Annotated in this window: 19 protein-coding genes; 3 read left to right on the forward strand and 16 right to left on the reverse strand. The window is 34.0% G+C overall.

Annotation, left to right across the window (positions count from 1 at the left end):
• Window positions 1-66 precede the first annotated feature (66 nt).
• Window positions 67-429 (reverse strand): Asp23/Gls24 family envelope stress response protein, encoded by a 363-nt coding sequence (locus BN1058_RS09930; RefSeq protein WP_090856770.1) that lies wholly within the window; start codon window positions 427-429, stop codon window positions 67-69.
• A gap of 415 nt (window positions 430-844) precedes the next feature.
• On the opposite strand from BN1058_RS09930, the gene rpmB reads away from it, so the two are divergent.
• Window positions 845-1,033 (forward strand): 50S ribosomal protein L28, encoded by a 189-nt coding sequence (gene rpmB / locus BN1058_RS09935; RefSeq protein WP_090856773.1) that lies wholly within the window; start codon window positions 845-847, stop codon window positions 1,031-1,033.
• A 72-nt stretch (window positions 1,034-1,105) separates the two neighbouring features.
• Here rpmB and spoVM read toward each other — a convergent pair whose 3' ends face one another.
• The 15 genes from spoVM to BN1058_RS10010 form a co-directional block, all read right to left on the reverse strand.
• Window positions 1,106-1,186 carry a stage V sporulation protein SpoVM gene (spoVM, locus tag BN1058_RS14605; RefSeq protein ID WP_090856779.1) on the reverse strand — a complete coding sequence of 27 codons (81 nt, stop codon included), beginning with the start codon at window positions 1,184-1,186 and terminating at the stop codon, window positions 1,106-1,108.
• A 62-nt stretch (window positions 1,187-1,248) separates the two neighbouring features.
• The gene (locus BN1058_RS09945; RefSeq protein WP_255307056.1) at window positions 1,249-1,914 is read right to left on the reverse strand and encodes a thiamine diphosphokinase; all 666 of its coding nucleotides are present in this window, start codon (window positions 1,912-1,914) and stop codon (window positions 1,249-1,251) included.
• A 23-nt stretch (window positions 1,915-1,937) separates the two neighbouring features.
• On the reverse strand, window positions 1,938-2,591 hold the full coding sequence (gene rpe / locus BN1058_RS09950) for a ribulose-phosphate 3-epimerase (protein WP_090856782.1): 654 nt from the start codon (window positions 2,589-2,591) through the stop codon (window positions 1,938-1,940).
• A 3-nt stretch (window positions 2,592-2,594) separates the two neighbouring features.
• A complete protein-coding gene (gene rsgA, locus BN1058_RS09955; protein WP_090856785.1) occupies window positions 2,595-3,476 on the reverse strand; it encodes a ribosome small subunit-dependent GTPase A in 882 nt (293 codons plus the stop codon).
• 4 nt (window positions 3,477-3,480) lie between these two features.
• Window positions 3,481-5,505, reverse strand: a complete 2,025-nt coding sequence (pknB, locus tag BN1058_RS09960; RefSeq protein ID WP_090856788.1) for a Stk1 family PASTA domain-containing Ser/Thr kinase — start codon at window positions 5,503-5,505, stop codon at window positions 3,481-3,483.
• Window positions 5,499-6,254 carry a Stp1/IreP family PP2C-type Ser/Thr phosphatase gene (locus BN1058_RS09965; RefSeq protein WP_090856791.1) on the reverse strand — a complete coding sequence of 252 codons (756 nt, stop codon included), beginning with the start codon at window positions 6,252-6,254 and terminating at the stop codon, window positions 5,499-5,501. Before BN1058_RS09965 ends, pknB begins: the two co-directional genes overlap by 7 nt.
• Before the next feature lie 47 nt (window positions 6,255-6,301).
• Window positions 6,302-7,645 (reverse strand): 16S rRNA (cytosine(967)-C(5))-methyltransferase RsmB, encoded by a 1,344-nt coding sequence (gene rsmB / locus BN1058_RS09970; RefSeq protein ID WP_090856794.1) that lies wholly within the window; start codon window positions 7,643-7,645, stop codon window positions 6,302-6,304.
• Window positions 7,632-8,585 (reverse strand): methionyl-tRNA formyltransferase, encoded by a 954-nt coding sequence (gene fmt, locus BN1058_RS09975; protein WP_090856797.1) that lies wholly within the window; start codon window positions 8,583-8,585, stop codon window positions 7,632-7,634. The genes rsmB and fmt overlap by 14 nt, the downstream gene beginning before the upstream one ends.
• Window positions 8,586-8,600: 15 nt before the next feature.
• Window positions 8,601-11,006: a primosomal protein N' gene (gene priA / locus BN1058_RS09980; RefSeq protein ID WP_090856800.1), complete on the reverse strand. Its 2,406-nt coding sequence runs from the start codon at window positions 11,004-11,006 to the stop codon at window positions 8,601-8,603.
• Window positions 11,007-11,008: 2 nt separating this feature from the next.
• Entirely contained in the window at window positions 11,009-12,208 is a 1,200-nt protein-coding gene (gene coaBC / locus BN1058_RS09985; protein WP_090856803.1) for a bifunctional phosphopantothenoylcysteine decarboxylase/phosphopantothenate--cysteine ligase CoaBC, read from the reverse strand.
• Between the two features lie 98 nt (window positions 12,209-12,306).
• Window positions 12,307-12,522: a DNA-directed RNA polymerase subunit omega gene (gene rpoZ / locus BN1058_RS09990; protein ID WP_090856808.1), complete on the reverse strand. Its 216-nt coding sequence runs from the start codon at window positions 12,520-12,522 to the stop codon at window positions 12,307-12,309.
• Window positions 12,519-13,139, reverse strand: coding sequence for a guanylate kinase (gmk, locus tag BN1058_RS09995; protein ID WP_090856811.1), 621 nt, complete (start codon window positions 13,137-13,139; stop codon window positions 12,519-12,521). Before gmk ends, rpoZ begins: the two co-directional genes overlap by 4 nt.
• A 50-nt stretch (window positions 13,140-13,189) precedes the next feature.
• Entirely contained in the window at window positions 13,190-13,450 is a 261-nt protein-coding gene (remA, locus tag BN1058_RS10000) for an extracellular matrix/biofilm regulator RemA (RefSeq protein ID WP_090856814.1), read from the reverse strand.
• A gap of 121 nt (window positions 13,451-13,571) precedes the next feature.
• Window positions 13,572-14,450 (reverse strand): YicC/YloC family endoribonuclease, encoded by an 879-nt coding sequence (locus tag BN1058_RS10005; RefSeq protein WP_090856819.1) that lies wholly within the window; start codon window positions 14,448-14,450, stop codon window positions 13,572-13,574.
• 103 nt (window positions 14,451-14,553) lie between these two features.
• Window positions 14,554-17,211 carry a calcium-translocating P-type ATPase, PMCA-type gene (locus BN1058_RS10010; protein ID WP_090858228.1) on the reverse strand — a complete coding sequence of 886 codons (2,658 nt, stop codon included), beginning with the start codon at window positions 17,209-17,211 and terminating at the stop codon, window positions 14,554-14,556.
• Window positions 17,212-17,298: 87 nt separating this feature from the next.
• Between BN1058_RS10010 and BN1058_RS10015 the strand changes: the two genes are divergently transcribed.
• Together BN1058_RS10015 and BN1058_RS10020 are read left to right on the forward strand one after the other, a co-directional pair.
• A complete protein-coding gene (locus BN1058_RS10015) occupies window positions 17,299-19,014 on the forward strand; it encodes an Rqc2 family fibronectin-binding protein (protein WP_090856821.1) in 1,716 nt (571 codons plus the stop codon).
• Between the two features lie 267 nt (window positions 19,015-19,281).
• Complete coding sequence (locus BN1058_RS10020) at window positions 19,282-21,210, forward strand: FUSC family protein (protein ID WP_090856824.1); 1,929 nt, start codon at window positions 19,282-19,284, stop codon at window positions 21,208-21,210.
• Window positions 21,211-21,223: the final 13 nt, after the last annotated feature.

Consider the following 21,223-nt stretch of genomic DNA (forward strand, 5'->3'; position numbering starts at 1 on the left):
TCATATGCTAAACCTGTAAGATGTCTTGTATATAGCCAATTTGCGTTTGTGATCATCTTTTCCTACTTACTCTGCCTGTACTCGTACACCTTGAATAAATACATTAACTGAATGAATCGGTAATCCTAATGTTTTATCAAGCGTGTATTTCACTTGTGATTGTACATTATGAGCAACCTCAGAAATTTTTGTTCCATAACTCACAATGATATACATATCAATACTAATTAAATTATCATCTTGACGAACAACAACACCTTTTGCAAAATTTTCTTTACGTAATATTTCTGCAATACCATCTTTTAGTTGATTTTTTGAAGCCATTCCAACAATACCATAACATTCAATAGCAGCTCCACCAGCTACTGTTGCAATCACTTCATTGGTAATAGTAACTTGCCCATCTTTGGTTATTAACTCAATAGCCATTATTATAATCCTCCTCTAAATATACCTGAAATATATTTAATTACTTTTTTAAGAATTTTCTTGACTATTCTTATATTGCACATATTAAAACTTACTTTTCCTAAACCTATTTTACAATAATACTCTCATTCGTGAAAGCAATTTCAATGCTTCATTACACTGTTTTATTATTGTACTGTTTATGTGTGATACACAATTGATTTTTTCCAAGACAAACCCCTTTATACAATGAACTAAACTTGACGTTCTGTCAAGTGTTTATACTTTATAATAAATGTTCGATTATTGTTATAAACACGGGCTTTTCTATATCACATATCCATGTAAACTTGTTTTTCTAACATTGCAAAATTGTAAGAGGTATGATAAATTATATTAGTATGTAATGAGATAGATGTATGTAGGAGGGATAATTATGGGAAGAAAATGTGTCGTTACTGGACGTAAAACAACTACTGGAAATAACCGTTCTCACGCAATGAACGCTAATAAACGTAAATGGAAAGCTAATGTACAAAAAGTACGCATTATGGTAGATGGCAAACCAAAACGTGTTTATGTATCTACTCGTGCGCTTAAATCCGGAAAAGTAGAACGTGTTTAATTTGAATATTAATCCGGGATAACAAAAAGCACCTTTCTTATAAGGTGCTTTTTGTTGTATTGGTAGACAATGTTAACTTTTTTTAAATGTACCGATAACTACACGCACAAAGCCACCAATGAACCTCGGGAGTTTAATAGTATAAAACTTCATGAGAACCCCTCCTCTTTTCCATATGACAAAGAAACACTTCATTGTATTATATGAATCTTCTACTAAAGAAGTACATCACGACTCTTTATCATTATTAATATGCCTCTATCAAATGAAAAAGTACCTTTTTTTGAAAGAAGCTTGTTAGAAAGACACCTAGTAGATCCCCATGAAAGTGTATGATTATCTAGAGGATAATAAAACCCCTCTAAGGTTAAACCTTCTACTGTTTTAGAAAAAGGAATAAATGAAATGTTCGTGTAATCAGGATCTAAGTCAATACTATATGTTCCCGGTTCAAATAGAAGAATTGCATTTTGTTTATCAACAATTACAGCTTTAATGTTTTGTTGTATTATTGGTAATAATTGTTGAACATTTGCAAGTGTGTGATCCATTCTTCCACCTGTTACACCAAATAAAAAGACTTGATCAGGAAATAGTTTTAGTGCATATGCAATAGCTAATTCTAAATCTGTTTCATTTTTTTCAATTGGGTAACGAATCGTTTCCTCGGCATTTTCTTTAACCTTATTGAATAATTGTTCATTTATCGAATCGAAATCTCCAACTGCTAAATTTATTAAAAGATGATGATCTAGTAAAGTTATACAACCATGATCTGCCCCAATCCAATAATCAACCATTTGATTGTATTTCGATAAATTTGCTATGTGTTTATCTGGTCCGCCTGCTACGATACCTACTGTTTTTATCTGTTGGACCATATCTGAATTCTCCCTATTTGTCATTATTCTGAAGCTTGGCGAATCACCTGAATTGCTTCTTTTCGATCCTTTTTACCGAAAATGGCACTTCCAGCCACAAGTACATCCACACCAGCTTCTGTACATAGCTTTGCAGTTTGTTCATTTATACCACCATCTACTTCAAATTCGACATGTGGAGCAAAAGCTTGACGCCATTCATCTACTTGTTTGATTTTATCAATTACATTTGGAATGAATTTCTGCCCACCAAAACCTGGATTCACTGTCATAAACAAAACAAGATCTATATCTTTTAGAATAGGATATAACGTGACCGCTGGTGTAGCAGGGTTAATAACAACACCTGCTTTTACTCCTCTTTCTTTTATTGAATGAATAGTACGATGTAAGTGATTGCATGTTTCAACATGAACAGTAATGATATCTGCACCTGCTGAAGCAAACGCATCAATATAATGATCTGGATTATCAATCATCAAATGAACATCTAATGGCAAAGTTGTAATAGGGCGTATAGCTTCAACAATCAACGGACCAATTGTAATATTAGGAACAAAGTGCCCATCCATAACATCAATATGGATGTAGTCAGCACCCCCTTGTTCAACCTCAATAATTTCCTTTTTTAATTGTGCAAAATCTGCTGATAAGATTGATGGTGCAATTTTCGTCATGCTTTAATACCTCGGCTTTCTTTTTTGGATTTCTTGATAAAACAGAAGGTAATGTTCGTATCTAAACAAAGCAATTTCATTTGTTTCAACAGCATGTTTTACAGCACATTTCGGCTCATTCACATGCATACACCCACGAAATTTGCAATCCTGTTGCCTTTCTGCCATTTCAGGAAAACATCTAGATAATGCTTCGAGTTCAAGTGTCTCAAATTCTAACGAACTAAACCCTGGGGTGTCAGCAACTAAACCTTCATATATTTCTAGTAATTCCACATGTCTTGTGGTATGTTTCCCCCTACCTAAGCTAGTTGATATTTCATCTGTCTCAATATCTAAGGTCGGATTTAATCGGTTCAAAAGCGAGGATTTACCAACACCTGACTGTCCTGCAATGACAGAAATTTTATTGGTGAAATAGTCACTCAGTCTATCTAATTCTTTATCTTCTTTAACGGATAATATTTCAGTTGGATAACCCACTTTTTGATAAATGGATTGATACATTAGTATCTGCTCTAATTCATCATTAGTAAGTCTATCTACTTTAGAAATAAAAATGACTGGTTTGATATCGTTTGCTTCAACTAGAACTAAAAATCGATCTAATAGTAGCGAGCTAAAGTCAGGTTCTTTTGCAGATACTACAATAATTGCTTGGTCGATATTAGCTATTGGAGGTCTTTTTAATTCATTCTTTCGTTCTTTAATTATTGTAATATAGCCTTGATTCTCCTCTTGTATATCAAAATCAACAATATCTCCCACTAATGGAGTTAACTTCTTTTTTCGAAAGAGACCTCTCCCTCTACATTGATATACACCCTGTTCTGTTTTTACATAATAAAAACCACTAAGTGCCTTCATGATTTTACCCTCAGGCATGTACTTAGTCTCCTTCCACTTCTTCGTAAGCTATTGTTTTTTGTAAAATAACTTCATCATCACGTTCCACTTTATACGTCCCCACTTTATCTGGTGCAATGGTTAAACGAATAGAAAAGTCAGTATCTTCACGAATGCTTTCTGTTTCATATAATGAAGTCAAATCATTATTCATGTCTTCAACATAAATACGAACAAACTGAGGTGAATTGCTATTATTTTCTGATTCACCTTGTCCATCATCTCCACCAGTATAAGGTACAGTAAATGAAACATTATGTGTTATTGGTGGTTTTTCTTTTTGACCAAGAGAAACCACTAAATGTACGGTTTCATCTTCTTTTATTTCAGCTCCTGCTTTTGGTGACTGGGAAATAACTTCTCCCTCTTTTACTTCTTTAGAATGCTCCTCTGTTATATCAGCAGCTAGATTATGATCAGATAAGTATTCCTTCGCTTCTGATTCAGTCATTCCCGATAAGTCATCTAATTCAATTACTTTTTTACCCTTACTAACTTCAAATTGTACAATTGTTTTTGAAGGTGCAACTTTTGTATTTGCTTGAGGTGTTAATTGAGTAACAATATGCCCTTCTGGTTTATCAGAATAAACCTCTATATACTCTACATCTTTATAACCCTTTTCACGTAGTATTCTCTCCACTTGGTTAAAATCTCTACCTTCATAGTTAGAGAATTCTTCCTTTTCTTCTCCCAAACTGACATAAACCAAAACTTCTTTGCCTTCTTTTGTATTCGTATCAGCACTAGGGTTGGTTCGAATCACATGATCTGCAGAAATGTCATCAGAAAAATCTTCTTTTTTTACTACTTTTAATCCCAGATCAGATAATATTTGTTCTGCATTGTCAAACGTTTCGCCAGTTAAGTCTGGGATGGTAACATCATCTGGCTGTAGCCAATTCGGTAAGACAAATAATGCAAATAAACCGGAGGCAATCAGAATGAAAAAAGAAGCGATTAACCAACTAATTAATTTCTTCTTTTTAGATTTTTTATCTTTCTTTTTCGGTTTATCGTTTTTTGAATTGTTTTCCACATTTGTAGGAATGGTATTTGATTTTGTATGCACAAGTGTATCTTGATCATTGTTATGTGATGCATAAGTTTGATCACTAATAACAGGAACGGCTTTTGTATTTTCCCCTTCATCTTCTGGCGGCACATATGGCGGTTCATTTAATCTACTTGGATCTAATGACGAAACCATATCCTCTTCTAAGGCTTCAACCGTGTTATATCGATAAAATGGATCTTTTGTAGTTGCTTTTAAAACAATATTTTCAATACTTTGAGGAATGTTAGGGTTCCATTGTCTTACTGAAGGTGTATTTGCTTGTAAATGCTTTAGAGCAATAGATACAGCTGATTGACCTGAAAAAGGAATACGCCCTGTTAGCATTTCAAAAAATACAATTCCTAATGAGTATATGTCTGATTTTCTTGTAGCAATCCCACCTCTAGCTTGTTCCGGTGATAAATAATGTACAGATCCCAAAACAGAATTTGTTTGTGTAAGGGATGTTGCACTTAATGCTAACGCTATACCAAAATCAGTAATTTTCGCCTGTCCATAATCATTAATTAGAATGTTCTGTGGTTTAATATCGCGATGAACAATATTATTTTCATGCGCATGTTCAATAGCTGAAGTTAGCTGTTGCATGATTTCAATTGCTTCTTGAACAGGAACAGGTCCATACAATTGAATGTATTTTTTTAATGTTACACCTTCAACGTATTCCATTACCATATAATAAATATTATCTTCTTCCCCAACATCATAAATATTTACAATATTAGGATGAGATAAGCTTGTAGCTGATTGGGCCTCACGATGAAAGCGAGTAATAAATTCATCATCATTTGCATACTCTAAGCGAAGTACTTTAATGGCTACATCACGATCCAATATAATGTCATGACCTAAATAAACATTCGCCATGCCGCCTCCGCCTATCATTTTTATTACTTTATAACGTTCATTTAACAGATGCCCTTCTAACACGAGGAATCACCTTCTTTTCCCACCCGAAATTCAGATAATACTAAGGTGATATTATCTTCCCCTCCACGTTCATTTGCTGTGTCTACGAGAGCATTTGCCTTATCACTTAACGGTTTTTCATCCGTTAAAAATGGAACTAATTCATAGTCCTCAATTTTATTAGATAAACCATCGGAACAAAGCAATAGTTTATTTCCAGGCTCCCACTTTTCATTAACCATATCCGGTTCAATATGCTTTTCTGTTCCCAATGCTTTTGTTATGACATTTTTCCTCGGATGAAATGCAGCATCTTCTTTAGAGATCTGACCAGAACGAACAAGCTCATTAACGAGTGAATGATCTTCAGTAACTTGACGAAGCACTTCCTCTGCAAAAAGATAACATCTACTGTCACCGATATTCGCAACACTTATAAAATCATGGCCATAAATTACAGCTACTACAGTTGTGCCCATCCCATAGCATTCTTTATTGTTTTGTGCATAATTATAGACGGATGTATTGACGGTTTCTATCGATGACTTCAGCCAATTTTCAGCTGACGTTTTGTCTTTTATTTCTTCTGATGATTGCCATTTTTCCTGTAAGTGTTCAACGACAAGTTGGCTTGCAACATCTCCGGCTTTGTGTCCACCCATGCCATCAGCAACTACGGCTAAATACTGATCAGACTTATTTTGAAATACACCACCATTATCTTCATTGTGTGCTCGAACTTTTCCTTGGTTTGTTAAAAAATAATGCATTTAATTCACCTCATAACATCCAATTTACTTTTACCATTCTGATCAAACTACTTTAGACATATTCTAGTTAAAAAGAAACCATCTGTCTGAAAATCATCAGGAAAAATTTGCAAACCAACATCTGAAATGCCAAATGAACCTTGCATTACATCGGGCAATGTTTCAAAGAACGTTGGGTCTACTTGATAATCTGGATTATCTTCTAAAAATGATTGGACAACCTGTTCATTTTCTTCACGATCTACCGTACACGTACTATATAAAATTTTACCATCTTTTTTAAGCAAAGGGGAAATTTTTTCTAATAATTCTCTTTGTATCATAGCTAATTTTGTGATATCTTTTTCTTTCTTTTGGTATTTAATATCAGGTTTCCCTCTGATTACACCTAAACCAGAGCAAGGTGCATCAATTAAGATTCTGTCAAACGTACATTCCTCATGAAAGTTAGCCAATTGCCGTGAATCAGCTCCTTTTGCAACAATATTCGTTAGTTCTAATTGTTCTGCTTTTGTATTGACAAGTTTTGCTTTTTTATCATGCAAATCATACGCATGAATTTGTCCCGTATTATTTAACTTCTCTGCAATATGAGTCGTTTTACCCCCCGGCGCACTACAAGCATCTAGAACCGTCATACCTTCAGCCAAATCCATCATTTCTGCTACAAGCATTGAACTTTGATCTTGTATTGTTACCATATGGGTTTGAAATAAAGAGCTTTTCAGAAGATTTCCTTTTACAACAAGACCTTGGTTTGAGAACGCGGAAGCTGCTACATCATAACCTTCACTTTGCAGTTTATTAATTGCTTTCTCTCTACTTAATTTGAGTGGTTGAATCCGCGCCGAAAAAGGCTTCGTTTCTAAATTTGCTTTACACATAGCTGTTGTCTTTTCATAACCATATTGTTTCTCCCAGCGACTTACTAGCCAACGAGGATGACTAGTAATTACACTTAACTTTTCCACATCATCTGCTATATTTTCAAAACCAGGAAACCCTTTTCGTTGTGCCTGACGTAACACACCATTAACAAAAGAAGCAATCCCCTTATGTCCGCGTTCTTTCGCAATACCTACCGCTTCATGGATTACTGCATGATCAGGTACCCTTTCCAAGTAATACATTTGATAAAAAGAAAGATACAAAAGCCATTCAACCCAAGAATCAAGTCTCGCATTCTTCTTAACAAAATGTTTCACAAAATAAGCTAATGTTAATTTTCTTTGGATGGTACCATAGACAATTTCCGTTAATAATCCATGATCTTTCTCTGACACACGATTGGATTTTAACATTTGATCTATTAATAGATGGCTAAAAGCTCCACCATTATCAACTCGAAGTAATATTTCTAAAGCACTGGAACGCAATTTAAATTTTGTCATGGTGATCTCCTAGTCTATCTCCTATTTTTAAATTTTTTCCTTTACCTCTAAGGAAATCTTCCACTGTCATTTGTTTTTTACCAGCAGGTTGAAGCTTTTTTATATTGATACACTGTTTGTCGCCACAGCAAACAATAATACCTTCAGAATGAATATCTACAATTTCTCCTGGTTTTTTATCTACTTGTTTTGCAACCATTTCTCCCCACCAAATTTTGGTGTTCTCACCATTTAATAACGTAGAAGCTACCGGCCATGGATGGAGCCCACGGATATGGTTATAAATCGAATTGCTTGTTTTACTCCAATCAATTTTTTCCTGTTCACGCTTTATATTTGGTGCATAGGTAGCATATTGATCATCCTGTTCTTTTGGATTAATATTACCGTTAAATATATTAGGCAACGTTTCATGTAACAACTCAGCACCTAATTCAGCTAATTTATCGTGTAATGTACCTACATGATCTGTTGGCTGTATAGATAGCGAGTCCTGCGTTATAATTGCTCCTGCATCAAGTTTTTCTACCATATACATGATGGTAATCCCAGTTTCTTTCTTTCCTTGTAAAATGGCATAATGAATCGGTGCACCTCCACGCAATTGAGGTAATAGTGAAGCATGCACATTAATACATCCGTAGGTTGGTGCCTCTAACAAGGCTTTTGGTAAAATTTGGCCAAAAGCAGCTGTTACAATTAAATCAGGCTGATAAGCTAAAATCTCGTCATATGTATCTTTCACTTTTTCTGGCTGATAAACAGGAATATCATGCTTTTCTGCTTCTACTTTCACCGGAGGTGGTGTTAAAGTCCGCTTTCTACCCTTTGGTCGATCAGGTTGTGTAACAACCAGAACAATTTCATAATCATCTCGAATTAATTGTTGTAAAATTGGAACTGCAAAATCTGGCGTTCCCATAAATACAATTTTTTTCATTGTAAACTCTCACTCCTACATTAATTGATACGGTTGAAGATCAATTTGAATAAATAACTCTTCTTTTCTCATATCATTTTCAAAATAAGCTAATATTTTCCTTAAAATCTTTCGTTGATTCGGTTCATTTTTGTATTTTATCATGCATTGATAACGATATCTATCTTTAATCTTAGTCAATGGAGATGGGGTTGGTCCTAGTATACGAACACTTTCTGATAAATGCTTTCTTAATAATAAGCTAATTGTTTTTGTTATTTCCATAACCTTTGCTTGATTTGGATGCGAAACAGTAATCAATGTTAAGTAAAAATATGGTGGGTATTGGTATGTTTTTCTCATTAGCATTTCTTTTTTAAAAAAAGATTCATAATCATAAGCGGAAGCAAGTTTAATACTGTAATGTTCAGGCGTATAGGTTTGAATAATGACTTCTCCAGGTAATTGATGTCTTCCTGCCCTTCCACTTACTTGTGTTAATAATTGAAACGTTTTTTCAGAAGCACGGAAATCAGGTAAATTTAGCAAACTATCTGCAGCTAATACCCCAACTAAGGTTACATTAGCAAAGTCTAAACCTTTCGCAATCATTTGTGTTCCTAACAAAATGTCTGCTTGATGATTCCCAAACTGATTCAATAACTTTTCGTGTGCTCCCTTTCTTCTGGTTGTGTCTACATCCATACGAATGACGTTTGCTTCAGGAATCATTTCTTGTAAGGCCTCTTCTACCTTTTGTGTCCCTGTACCAAAGTAACGAATAGTGTCACTATCGCACTCTGGGCAGTTGTTCGGCATTTTTTCTTCATAATTACAATAGTGGCATTTTAGTCTCTGGTTATTTCGATGATACGTTAATGCAATGTCACAGTGTGGGCAATTATTTACGTAACCACAATCTCTACACATCACAAAAGTAGAATAACCACGTCGATTGAGAAACAACACGACTTGTTCTTTTCGTTGTATCCGTTCTTCTATTGCTTGTTTTAATTGTCTTGAAAACATAGAGCGATTTCCTGCATGCAGTTCATCACGCATATCTACTAATTGAACGCTTGGCATTTTGGCTTCATTCATTCGTTCTGGCATGGATAATAAATGATAAATCCCTTTTTTAGCACGCGCAAAGGATTCTAGTGAAGGCGTTGCACTACCTAATACAACTGGACAATTGTGATAAGTGGCACGATGAATAGCTACATCCCGAGCGTGATACCTAGGATGTTCCTCTTGTTTGTAACTTGTTTCGTGCTCTTCATCAATAATTAATAAGCCTAAATTTTCAAAAGGGGCAAATATAGCAGAGCGTGCGCCTACCACGACTTGTACTTCTTTTCGGTGAATTTTTCTCCATTCATCATATCGTTCACCTTTAGATAATGCGCTATGCATTACAGCAACTTTTGAGCCAAACCTTGCCTTAAAACGTGTTACCATTTGTGGGGTTAAAGATATTTCAGGAACAAGTACTATGGCTTCCTTCCCTTTTTCTAACGCGTGCTGGATCGCCTGTAAATATACTTCTGTCTTTCCACTTCCTGTCACACCATGCAACAAAAAGACACGATGTAATGTGCGATCTAATGCCTCACAAATTTCATCCATTACTTTTTTTTGTTGATTCATTAACGGTAAAGGTTTTGTTCTCTCAATCTCTCTGTATTGATAAGGGTTGCGATATACCTCCACTTTTTCTTCTGTTAATAACTCGTCATTGATTAACTGTTTTACTGTAGAGTGTGTTGTATTTAATTGGTTAAGTAATTGCTTTTTCACAATGGGACCTTTATGTTCTTGAAAGAATTGCAAAATCTTTTTTTTCTTCTTTGCTTGTTGAGGTAAGTTTGCAATAGCTTCCTCCAATTGTAATGGATCTAATATGGAATGTATCATGGTATGTTTTTTTGTTGTTTCCTTTGAATGTACATGGTATATAACTTCCAAATCACCTGCTTGGATGGCTTGCTGCAAAACACGGTATGATCCGCCGGAATCAATAAATTCTTGATAAGGAATATGATCTCTTTCTCCAATTATCCGCTCTAAATCCGAAGACAACTCATTACTTAAACGATGTATTTCTTTTTCATAAGAAGCTTTTAATGCTTGTGGAAGCATAGCTTGGAATGTTGAGATATAAAAACTTAATGTGTAATCCGCTAACCACTTACCTAAGTGTAACAACTCTGGTGTTAGCACCGGTGTAATATCCATTAAATCGTCAATTGATTTTATTTTTTCTATATCGGAATGGTCGGTGAGTTGAAGCACATAACCCATAATTTTCCTCGGTCCAAAAGGTACAATCACACGCATACCAGGAAAAACAGACGCTTCTAAATGTGGAGGTATTTTATAGTCAAAAATTCGATTGGTTTGCGCTACTGGTATATCGACAACAACGTTTGCAACATTCAACACTAATCAACCTTTGTATCTTTATTTATTTGTACGAAAATTTGTTTTGCTATTTCTTGTTTTGTTGCTAGAGTAAAATGACTCCTCTCTCCAGATTGATGTAAATAAACAACATCATTTGTATCTGATCCAAAACCAGCACCTGTAGCTTTAATATCATTAATTATAATAGCATCTAAATTCTTATTTCGTAATTTTTGCTTCCCGGACGCAATTGGATTGTTCGTTTCCGCTGCAAAACCAACTAAAAACTGACTTGTCTTCCTTTCACCCAGTTCCTTTAAAATATCTTTTGTACGTTCTAATTCAATTTGCATAGGTCCATCTTTTTTCTTCATTTTATCATCATACGTAACTACAGGACGGTAATCTGCGACAGCAGCAGATTTAATTACAATATCACTCTTTTCAAACTGTGCAATCATTTGATCATACATTTCTTCTGCTGTTGTAACATCAATTCTTTTAACTTTCGCTGGTGTTTGGAAAGAAACAGGACCCGTAACTAAGGTAACATCTGCGCCCCATTTTGAGGCAATTTCTGCGAGAGCAAATCCCATTTTACCAGAAGAATGATTTGTAAAGAAACGAACCGGGTCTATCTTTTCTTGTGTTGGTCCAGCAGAGATTAATATCTTTTTTCCTGCTAGTAATTGCATCTTCTCTTGATCTTTTTCTATTGCGTTAACAATTGTTTCTGGCTCTTCCAATCTACCTTTACCAACGTAACCACAAGCCAAATATCCCTCACCAGGTTCAATGAATCGATAACCCCATTGCTCTAACGTTTGCATGTTTCTTTTGACTGCTGGATGTCCATACATATGAACATTCATAGCTGGAGCAATATAAATGTCTGCCTCCGTAGCTAATATTGTAGTAGAAAGCATATCATCTGCAATGCCATTAGCAATTTTACCGATAATATTAGCTGTTGCAGGTGCAATGATAAACAAATCAGCCCAATCAGCTAAATCAATATGAGCTATCTTACTTGTATCTTTCTCATCAAATGTATCTGTGTACACTGGATTTCTTGAAAGCGCTTGGAATGTTAATGGTGTGACGAATTCTTGTGCGTTTTCAGTCATTATAACTTTCACTTCTGCACCTTGTTGGATTAATTTACTTGTTAGCGCACATGCTTTATATGCAGCAATACCACCAGACACACCTAATACAATACGCAAACCGTTTAACATATTTAACACCTCTTTGTATTCAAACTAACTATCACATGTTATAGAAGAAACCCTCGTCTACGTATGGTAAACGAGGGAACGATAAAATAAGTAAGTCGTTATCTTCTTTCTTTCACATCTGCAGAAATATAAGTAAGTTTCTCAGCTTGAATTTCTTCTAATGCAATACCAACATTTTTTGCAGATAACGGATTTTCAATCTGATGTCTTTTCAATTCTTGAATTTGACGCGCACGTTTTGCGGCCAATGACACTAAGGTATATTTCGAATTAATTATTGTTTGTAATTTATCAATTGAGGGTTCTAACATCATTTTTCTTCTACCTCCAACACTTTTTTATATTGTTTTGCCACACGTTCACGTTTGCAATGCTCACTTTTTACAATCGCTTGAACTTTTTCTACTGCTTTGTCAATTTGGTCATTTACAACAACATAGTCATAAGCATCCATCATCTTAATTTCTTGTTTAGCTGCATGTAAGCGATTTGCTACGAGATCGTCACTTTCTGTACCTCGACTAACAATTCGATTTTTTAATTCTTCTAGGCTTGGTGGAGACAAGAATACAAATACACCTTCTGGAAAATTCTTTTTCACTTGTAATGCGCCTTGTACTTCAATCTCTAAAAAGACATCTTTACCTGAGTCTAACGTGTCTTTCACATATTTTCGAGGTGTACCATAATAATTGCCTACATATTCTGCATACTCAAGTAACTGATTGTCTTCTATCATTTGTTCAAATTCTTCTCTTGAACGATAAAAATAATCTACTGCTTCTTGTTCACCAGCTCTTTTATTTCTGGTTGTCATTGAAATTGAATATTGCAAGTCTGTATCTTTATCAAATAATGCCTTGCGAACTGTTCCCTTTCCTACACCAGAGGGGCCAGATAAAACAAATAAAATACCCTTTTCTTCAATCAAAATAGATCCTCCTGTTTACTTACATGAAGATTAATATTCATGCGTTCATCTTATTCTTCAGTTATTTCTTCATGGCTTAATACACGCTGTCCCACGGTTTCAGGCTGGACAGCAGAAAGAATGACATGATCACTATCACTTATAATCACTGCTCTTGTCCTTCTTCCATATGTTGCATCTACTAGTTTATTATTTTCTCTTGCTACAGTTATAATACGTTTTATTGGTGCGGATTCAGGTGACACAATCGATATAATTCGATTAGCTGACACAACATTTCCAAAACCAATATTAATTAATTTCAAACTCAATCTTGTTCCCCCTCTGTAAAAATCAACTTTATATCAAAACATGTTTACATCTGTTGGATCAATAATTTTTTCTATTCTAATCTTTTTTATTATAGTACAAACTTAAGCTAGATGAAAATAATTATTCAATATTTTGAATTTGTTCTTTTATTTTTTCTATTTCTGTTTTTAATGTAACTACCCAATTACTGATTATAGAATCGTTTGATTTTGCTCCAATTGTATTTATCTCACGCTGCATTTCTTGTAAAATAAATGCTAACTTTTTTCCTATCGCTTGATCTTCTTCAAGCGTTTTTGAGAAGTGTTTTACATGACTATGTAATCGAGTAATCTCTTCAGTGATATCACCTTTTTCTGCCAATAGAGCAACTTCTTGATTAAACCTTGTTTGATCATCAAATTGATTGTTACTTAAAGCAAAGATTCGATCTAAAATTCGATCTCGATACTCCATTATAACAGTTTCCCTTCGATCACCCAACTGATTTATGATCTGTTTTATTAATTCTAACCGTTTTGTTATATCTTCCGCAATTGTTTTGCCTTCAGTCAACCGCATCTCTGTTACTTTAGTACAGGTTATTTCAACAGCATCTAAAATACGTTTTATTAGCGATTGATCCAAAGAACCTTTACTATCTATTGAAGCAATATCTGGTATTTCAGACATTAAAGATAATACTTCATTAACAGAAATATGATATCTTTCTTGAATAGCTTGAATTACATTCATATATTGTGTTAATAGACTCCAGTTTATTGGTAAATCTGATTGATTTTTATTTTTGTAATCTAATGAAATCGTACAATCGACTCTTCCTCTTTTAAAACTTTTTTGCATTATTTTTTTAATATCATTTTCATAAGAACGAAGACTAAGAGGAGTGTTAATGGAGACATCCAGAAAACGGTGATTAACCGTTTTTATTTCCAGGGAAATCGTTTTTTCTTGTGTGGTTATTAATGTCGATCCAAAACCTGTCATACTATTTGGCATTTTATCACATCCATTATTAAGATTAAATTAAGACATTCAATACTCATTTTTATTTTAACAAAACAGAAAGAAAGTAGATAGGATATTCCTATCTACTTTCTTATCATTGTTTTTTTGCTGGTATAAAACCGAATAATACGGTCGGTATAGCGGCCATGCTTATTACATAAATCCAATCCTTTAAATGTATAGGCACTGTTTCAAAAATAACTTGTAGAGGAGGATAATAGATTACAATCAGTAATAAGACGACAGAAGATATCACTGCTGCTAACAAATATAAGTTTTGAAAAGGATTCCTAGCAAAAACAGAGCGCTCACTTCGACAATCAAATACATGAATCAATTGTGCCATTACTAACGTTGTAAACGCGATTGTTCTTGCGTAAATTAAATGATCCGGATCGCTTTGATAAGCAGTCATAAACGCAAACAATGTAACTAATCCTATCATAAAACCTCTTGTTATAATTTTTAACCCTAGTCCCCTAGAGAATATGCCTTCTTTTACTGGTCGTGGCGGCATTTTCATTACATTCTTTTCAGGTTGATCCAAACCTAAAGCCATTGCAGGTAAACCATCTGTCACTAAGTTCACCCATAAAATTTGAACTGGAATTAAGGGTAAAGGGTAGGACATCATGATAGCAAATAACATAACCAATATTTCACCTACATTTGATGCTAATAAGTAACGAATGAACTTTCTTATATTTTCATAAATATTCCTTCCTTCTTTAATTGCTGCCTCGATCGTAATAAAATTATCGTCTAACAATACTAATGCCGAGGCTTCTTTAGCTACATCTGTACCAGCCATCCCCATACTTATTCCAATGTCACTTGCTTTTAATGCAGGTGCATCATTTACACCGTCACCAGTCATTGCTACAATATGTCCTTTTTTCTGTAACGCTTGAACGATACGTAATTTGTGAGCAGGCGTAACACGAGCAAATACATAAATATCATCAATTTTATCAGCCAATGCTTCATCGGACATTTGATTTAATTCATACCCCGTTAAAACAGCATCATCTTGTACAATTAAATCCAGTTGCTTTGCAATAGCAGTCGCAGTTTTTGCATGATCACCGGTAATCATTACTGTTTTAATCCCTGCATCTTTACAGGCTTTAATCGCCTGCTTCACTTCTTTTCTAGGTGGATCAATAATTCCAGCTAGACCAACAAAAGTTAAATTATTTTCAATGGAATGGTTATCATAATTTAATTCTGTTGAAAGTGGTTTTATACATATTGCAATTGTTCGTAATGCACTAGCAGTCATTTCATCTAACTGATGGTCGATTTTATTTTTGTCTCTACTTGAGATTGGTCTTCTCCCCTGCTGATCAAATATATAGTTCGTTCTAGGTAACAGTACATCTGGTGCACCTTTTGTTATCGCAAAGCGTTGGTGAGAAGCGTCCTCAACAATGACCGTCATTCGTTTACGCTCTGAATCAAATGCAATTTCATCAACAATTTTAAACGGTTCTTTTGATGCTTCAGTAAGATTGGCTTTATGTGCTGCTACTAATAATGCAATTTCCGTTGGATCGCCATCCAGCTTCCATTTTTTATCTTGCTTTTTTATTGAAGCATGACTACATAACATAGCATATAATAACGCTTGTTCTATAAATTTATTTTGGGTTTTGTGTTGATTAACATAGAAATTCCCTTTTAACTCATGGCCGTCACCTGTAACATCAACTAACTGATGATTCATATACAATTGCTTTACCGTCATTTTATTTTCAGTCAATGTTCCTGTTTTATCTGAACAAATTACTGTTGTATTTCCCAATGTTTCAACTGCAGCTAACTTACGAACAATCGCCTTCTTTTTAATCATTCGTTGTACACCAAGTGAAAGTGCCACAGTAACAATCGCCGGTAATCCTTCAGGGATTGCAGCAACTGCTAAAGAGATACCAGAAAGAAACATGTCATATAATGGATGACCCTGCCATATACCAAAAACTACAACCATTGCCGTCAAAAATAGTGCAACCATAATTAGAATTCTTCCTAAACCACCCAAACGCCTCTCTAGTGGAGTTGGTTGTGGTTTTGTTTGCACAAGTAACTCAGCAATTTGTCCCATTACCGTCTGCATTCCAGTAGCTACAATAACAGCTTGTCCAGTTCCTTTTGTTACTAATGTACCCATGAATGCCATATTGTACTGATCAGCAAAATCTAGATCATTTCCCAAAATTTTATCGGAAGTTTTACTTACAGGAATAGATTCTCCAGTTAAAGCAGATTCTTCTATTTCTAAACTATCACTTTTAATTATTCGCATATCTGCAACAATTCTATCTCCACTAGATAGCTTAATTATATCTCCTACCACAACATCTGTAGAAGGAATGGTAATCCATTCTCCGTCTCTTAAAACATGAGCTAGAGGTGCAGATAACTCTTTTAATTTCGTCAATGACCTCTCTGCTTTTTGTTCTTGAAAAAATCCTAATATACTATTCATTAACACAATAACAATAATAGCAATTGCATCGACGTATTCCCCTAATAAACCAGACAATAATGTTGCTGCTAATAACACTAATACCATAAAATCTTGAAATTGCTTCAAAAATAAAAAAAGAAGCGAAGAGCTCTGTTTTTGACTCAGTTGATTCAAACCAAACTTTTTCAGGCGTGCTACTGCAAAATTATTTGTCAATCCTTTCTTCCGATTAGTTGAAAGCTTGTCCATTATCTCATTGTCATCTAATTGATACCATTTCACTTCGCATTCCTCCATTACAATCGCTCCTAATCAAATCTATGCAGGAAGGGCGAAAAAAATGTATAATATGAACACGAGGTGATGAAAGTGACATTTGATGGTGTTGTGACACGCGCAATAACAAAAGAATTACAACAAAATTTAACGACAGGAAGAGTTCTGAAAATATACCAACCGACTCAAACAGAATTAATTTTTACGATACGTACACAAGGTAAAAATAAAGCTTTATTATTTTCTGCACATCCACGTTATGCAAGATTTCATTTAACGGAAGATTCTTATCAAAATCCATCAGAGCCACCAATGTTTTGTATGCTACTTCGCAAGCATCTAGTCGGTGGATTTATTGAAAAAATTGAACAATATGAAAATGAACGCATTGTTTTCTTTTCATTTAAAGGAAAGAATGAAATTGGAGATGAAACACGAAAAACGTTAGCTATTGAAGTTATGGGAAAGCATAGTAATATATTGTTGATTGATCAAGAAAAAGGCCATATCCTTGATAGTATTAAACATGTAGCACCTTCTCAAAGTAGACACCGAACGGTTTTACCTGGTCAACCTTATATATTGCCACCCGATCAAGGAAAAACGAATCCATTGCGAGCAGATTCTGATGTGTTTCGCAAAAAATTAGATTTAAATGCAGGCAAATTAGATCAACAAATTGTAAATTCCTTTATGGGAATTTCCCCATTATTAGCTAAGGAAATTATTTATCGTGCTAAATTAGGATCTTTTACTGCTTACGAATCAGCATTTAATGAACTAGTGACAGACATAAACGAGGATCTTTACGAGCCCAGTATATATCAAAATAATAAAGAGGACTTTTATGTTTTACCCCTAGCTCACTTAACTACAGAACGAGAATTGTTTGCCAGCACAAGTAGAATGCTTGATACTTTTTATTCTGGTAAAGCAGAACGTGACAGAGTCAAACAACAAGCAGGTGATTTATTACGTCTGTTAAAAAATGAGATAGATAAAAATAAACGAAAAATAAAAAAACATGAACAAACGGTCAAGAAGGCTGATAAAGCAGATGACTATCAACGATATGGTGAATTATTAACTGCTCATATGCACACTATTTCATATGGTGATAAACAAGCAACTGTGTTGGATTACTATGATCCAGAGCAAAGAGAAATCACCATTCCGCTTGATGTAAACAAAACACCTAGTCAAAATACCCAAGCCTATTTTAAAACATATCAGAAATTAAAAACATCAAAAATAAAAGTACAAGATGAAATTCAAAAGGCAAAAAAAGAAATGGCATATTTAGAAGATATCATGCAACAAATTGAAGTTGCTAGAGAACAAGATATCGAGGAAATACGAGAAGAACTGAAAGAACAAGGTTATATTCGAAAGCGAGCCAAAAATCGCAAAAAAAATAATCGTCCTAAAAAACCGGAACCAGAAAAGTTTATTGCTAGCGATGGTACATTAATCTATGTCGGCAAAAATAATAAACAAAATGAATTTCTAACCAATCGTATGGCAGCAAGGAATGACATTTGGCTCCATACAAAAGATATTCCTGGTTCACATGTGGTTATTCGTGAAAGCGCACCTTCAGAAGATACATTATCTGAAGCTGCTCAATTAGCTGCATTATTCAGTAAAGCCAAAAGTTCTTCTTCTGTTCCAGTTGATTATACACAGATACGTCATGTTAAAAAACCGAATGGAGCAAAGCCAGGTTATGTTACTTATGATAATCAAAGAACATTATTTGTAACCCCTGATGAATCGTTTATAAAAAAGTTAAAACAACCCAATAATTGATAAACGTTAGTCGTTCACAGTATAAGTTGATAGTAGAGTAATCATTAGAACGGAAGATAATTCTTCTTTTGAATTACAGTACGTCAAATCACTTCCTTTGATTTCTCAATGAAAGGTCATGGATTGCCACCAAAAGGTTTTATTATTTGCATGAAAATATATATTGTGTAAAATGGTATATTGTTATCGCAACAATATACCATTTTTTATACTGTTTCCACCATTAACGGAAACAAAAACTTTAATTGATTAAGGAAGAGAAAAATCATGAAATTAACAAAAAAGACAATTGTGTACAACACCCTTCTTTTTATTGGCATTATGGCATTCATCTTTGCTTTTAGTGCCATATTTGGTAACGAGAACTTGTTAATCGGAGTTTCTACCATTACAGCAATGTTAATGTTTCTAGAAAGAGATTTAACCGCCCATCCTATAGAAAACACATTTAAACTTATTTTATTAAACCTTTTTATAGGAATAGCTGCTTTTCTATCAGGCTTTAATGCTTGGCTTGGTATTCCAATCAATTTTATTGCGATGTTTGTTACTAGTTATTTACTTATATTTAATTTAAAGAATCCACTTTATTTACCCTTCTCATTGCAATATATATTTCTTCTGGCAACACCGGTTGTTGCTAGCGAAATGCCATTAAGGCTTACTTCCTTAGTATTTGGCGCTATAGCTATTATGGCTTTACAAATGATTGTGAATCGTAATCGATTTAAAAAAAATGGAAATAAGAAAATAAAAGACATTTCTAATGCTTTAATTAAGAAGATTGATCAGATGAGAAAAGAAGAAGACACTACAGAAATTAATAAACAAATAGCATCAGATATAAGCGGTTTACGAAATATGATTTACGATAAACGAGAAGATAATTTCTATTTAACAAAAGAAGGGCGAATCAAATTAAATTTATCTGCTTCTTTTGAAAAGATTAATCTTTTATTAACAGATTTTAAAAATGAAGAAGTCGAAAATGAAATGCTGGACGACTTACGTGCCTCTTTAACATTTGTTAATGATGGTATAAACGAGACAAAAACAGCAGAAGAACTAGATAATTCATTTAATCAAATGTTAGGAAAATATAATAATAAAGAGATTAACTCTTTATTTATCTTGCGATTGATAAATAACATTGAATTTCTTAAAGAAAATATCACGACTATTAGAAATTTAGATCATTCCCATTACAATGTCGTCGAAAAAATTGAACAAATTCCAACAAAATTTAAAAAATTGATCTTAGGGAACTCTCCTCGTCATACAACTTCAATCAAATTTTCCTATGCTTTCAGAATTGCATTAGCTATTAGTTTTAGTGCATTTATAGCAGATTATTTTGATTTAAGTGAAGGCCGGTGGATTCTGTTTACCGTTTTATCTGTTATCATTCCCATCTACGAAAAAGCACAGAAAAAAATGCAAGATAGAATTTTTGCAACGTTTATAGGCGCAATTTTAGTTACTGTTTTATTTATGATATTTGAAAGTAACATTGCTAGATCGATATTACTAATGCTTGCTGGCTATCTGATGAATTATGTTAAAGTGTATCGCTATAGTACGATTCTAGTAACCTTTACGGCGATCGGCGGCGCTGCACTTGTAACAGGAAAAACGCCATTTTTAACTATCGAGAGAATTGTAATGGTTATTTTTGGTATTATTCTTGCTTTATTAATTAATCGATTTGTTTTCCCATATAAAGTGAAAGATAGTAATCAAAATTTAGAAGATATGTATGATGATACAATTTCAGCTATGTTTAATGAATTAAAAAGGAAAATACGGGGAGAAACTAGCATTGACAGTATGATGAATTTGCTTATCTATACAAATATGATTGAGGATAGACTAAAGCTGAATAATCAAAACCAACATATTCCTTGGCTGCATCATTATCGATTAGTTGCATGTACGATATATGAAATATACCAATGGATTGATAAACATGAAGTTCAACAAGATATTATTCCAACAATGTCCTCCTATATTGAGGAAATATCTACTTTGTCACAAGAAAAATCATTAGATGCCACATTCATTCCAAAGTTAACAGAACAAATTAAACAAGTTCATGATACGGAAAGTAAAATTACTTGGAGTATTATTTTAGATATTGCAACCGAAGTCCAATCCCTACGTACCACAAGCTATGATTTAAAAAACGAACAGTGCTAAAGCACTGTTCGTT

This window comes from Paraliobacillus sp. PM-2, assembly GCF_001368815.1.
Lineage (GTDB): Bacteria > Bacillota > Bacilli > Bacillales > Amphibacillaceae > Paraliobacillus.

Bases quoted from the DNA above. Each gene is read 5' to 3' on its own strand.
- BN1058_RS09930 (WP_090856770.1), bottom strand. From the start codon at position 429: ATGGCTATTGAGTTAATAACCAAAGATGGGCAAGTTACTATTACCAAT.
- fmt (WP_090856797.1), bottom strand. From the start codon at position 8,585: ATGAAAAAAATTGTATTTATGGGAACGCCAGATTTTGCAGTTCCAATT.
- coaBC (WP_090856803.1), bottom strand. From the start codon at position 12,208: ATGTTAAACGGTTTGCGTATTGTATTAGGTGTGTCTGGTGGTATTGCT.
- rpoZ (WP_090856808.1), bottom strand. From the start codon at position 12,522: ATGATGTTAGAACCCTCAATTGATAAATTACAAACAATAATTAATTCG.
- rpmB (WP_090856773.1), top strand. From the start codon at position 845: ATGGGAAGAAAATGTGTCGTTACTGGACGTAAAACAACTACTGGAAAT.
- BN1058_RS10005 (WP_090856819.1), bottom strand. From the start codon at position 14,450: ATGCCAAATAGTATGACAGGTTTTGGATCGACATTAATAACCACACAA.
- BN1058_RS09945 (WP_255307056.1), bottom strand. From the start codon at position 1,914: ATGGTCCAACAGATAAAAACAGTAGGTATCGTAGCAGGCGGACCAGAT.
- BN1058_RS10020 (WP_090856824.1), top strand. From the start codon at position 19,282: ATGAAATTAACAAAAAAGACAATTGTGTACAACACCCTTCTTTTTATT.
- rpe (WP_090856782.1), bottom strand. From the start codon at position 2,591: ATGACGAAAATTGCACCATCAATCTTATCAGCAGATTTTGCACAATTA.
- rsgA (WP_090856785.1), bottom strand. From the start codon at position 3,476: ATGCCTGAGGGTAAAATCATGAAGGCACTTAGTGGTTTTTATTATGTA.
- spoVM (WP_090856779.1), bottom strand. From the start codon at position 1,186: ATGAAGTTTTATACTATTAAACTCCCGAGGTTCATTGGTGGCTTTGTG.
- rsmB (WP_090856794.1), bottom strand. From the start codon at position 7,645: ATGACAAAATTTAAATTGCGTTCCAGTGCTTTAGAAATATTACTTCGA.
- BN1058_RS09965 (WP_090856791.1), bottom strand. From the start codon at position 6,254: ATGCATTATTTTTTAACAAACCAAGGAAAAGTTCGAGCACACAATGAA.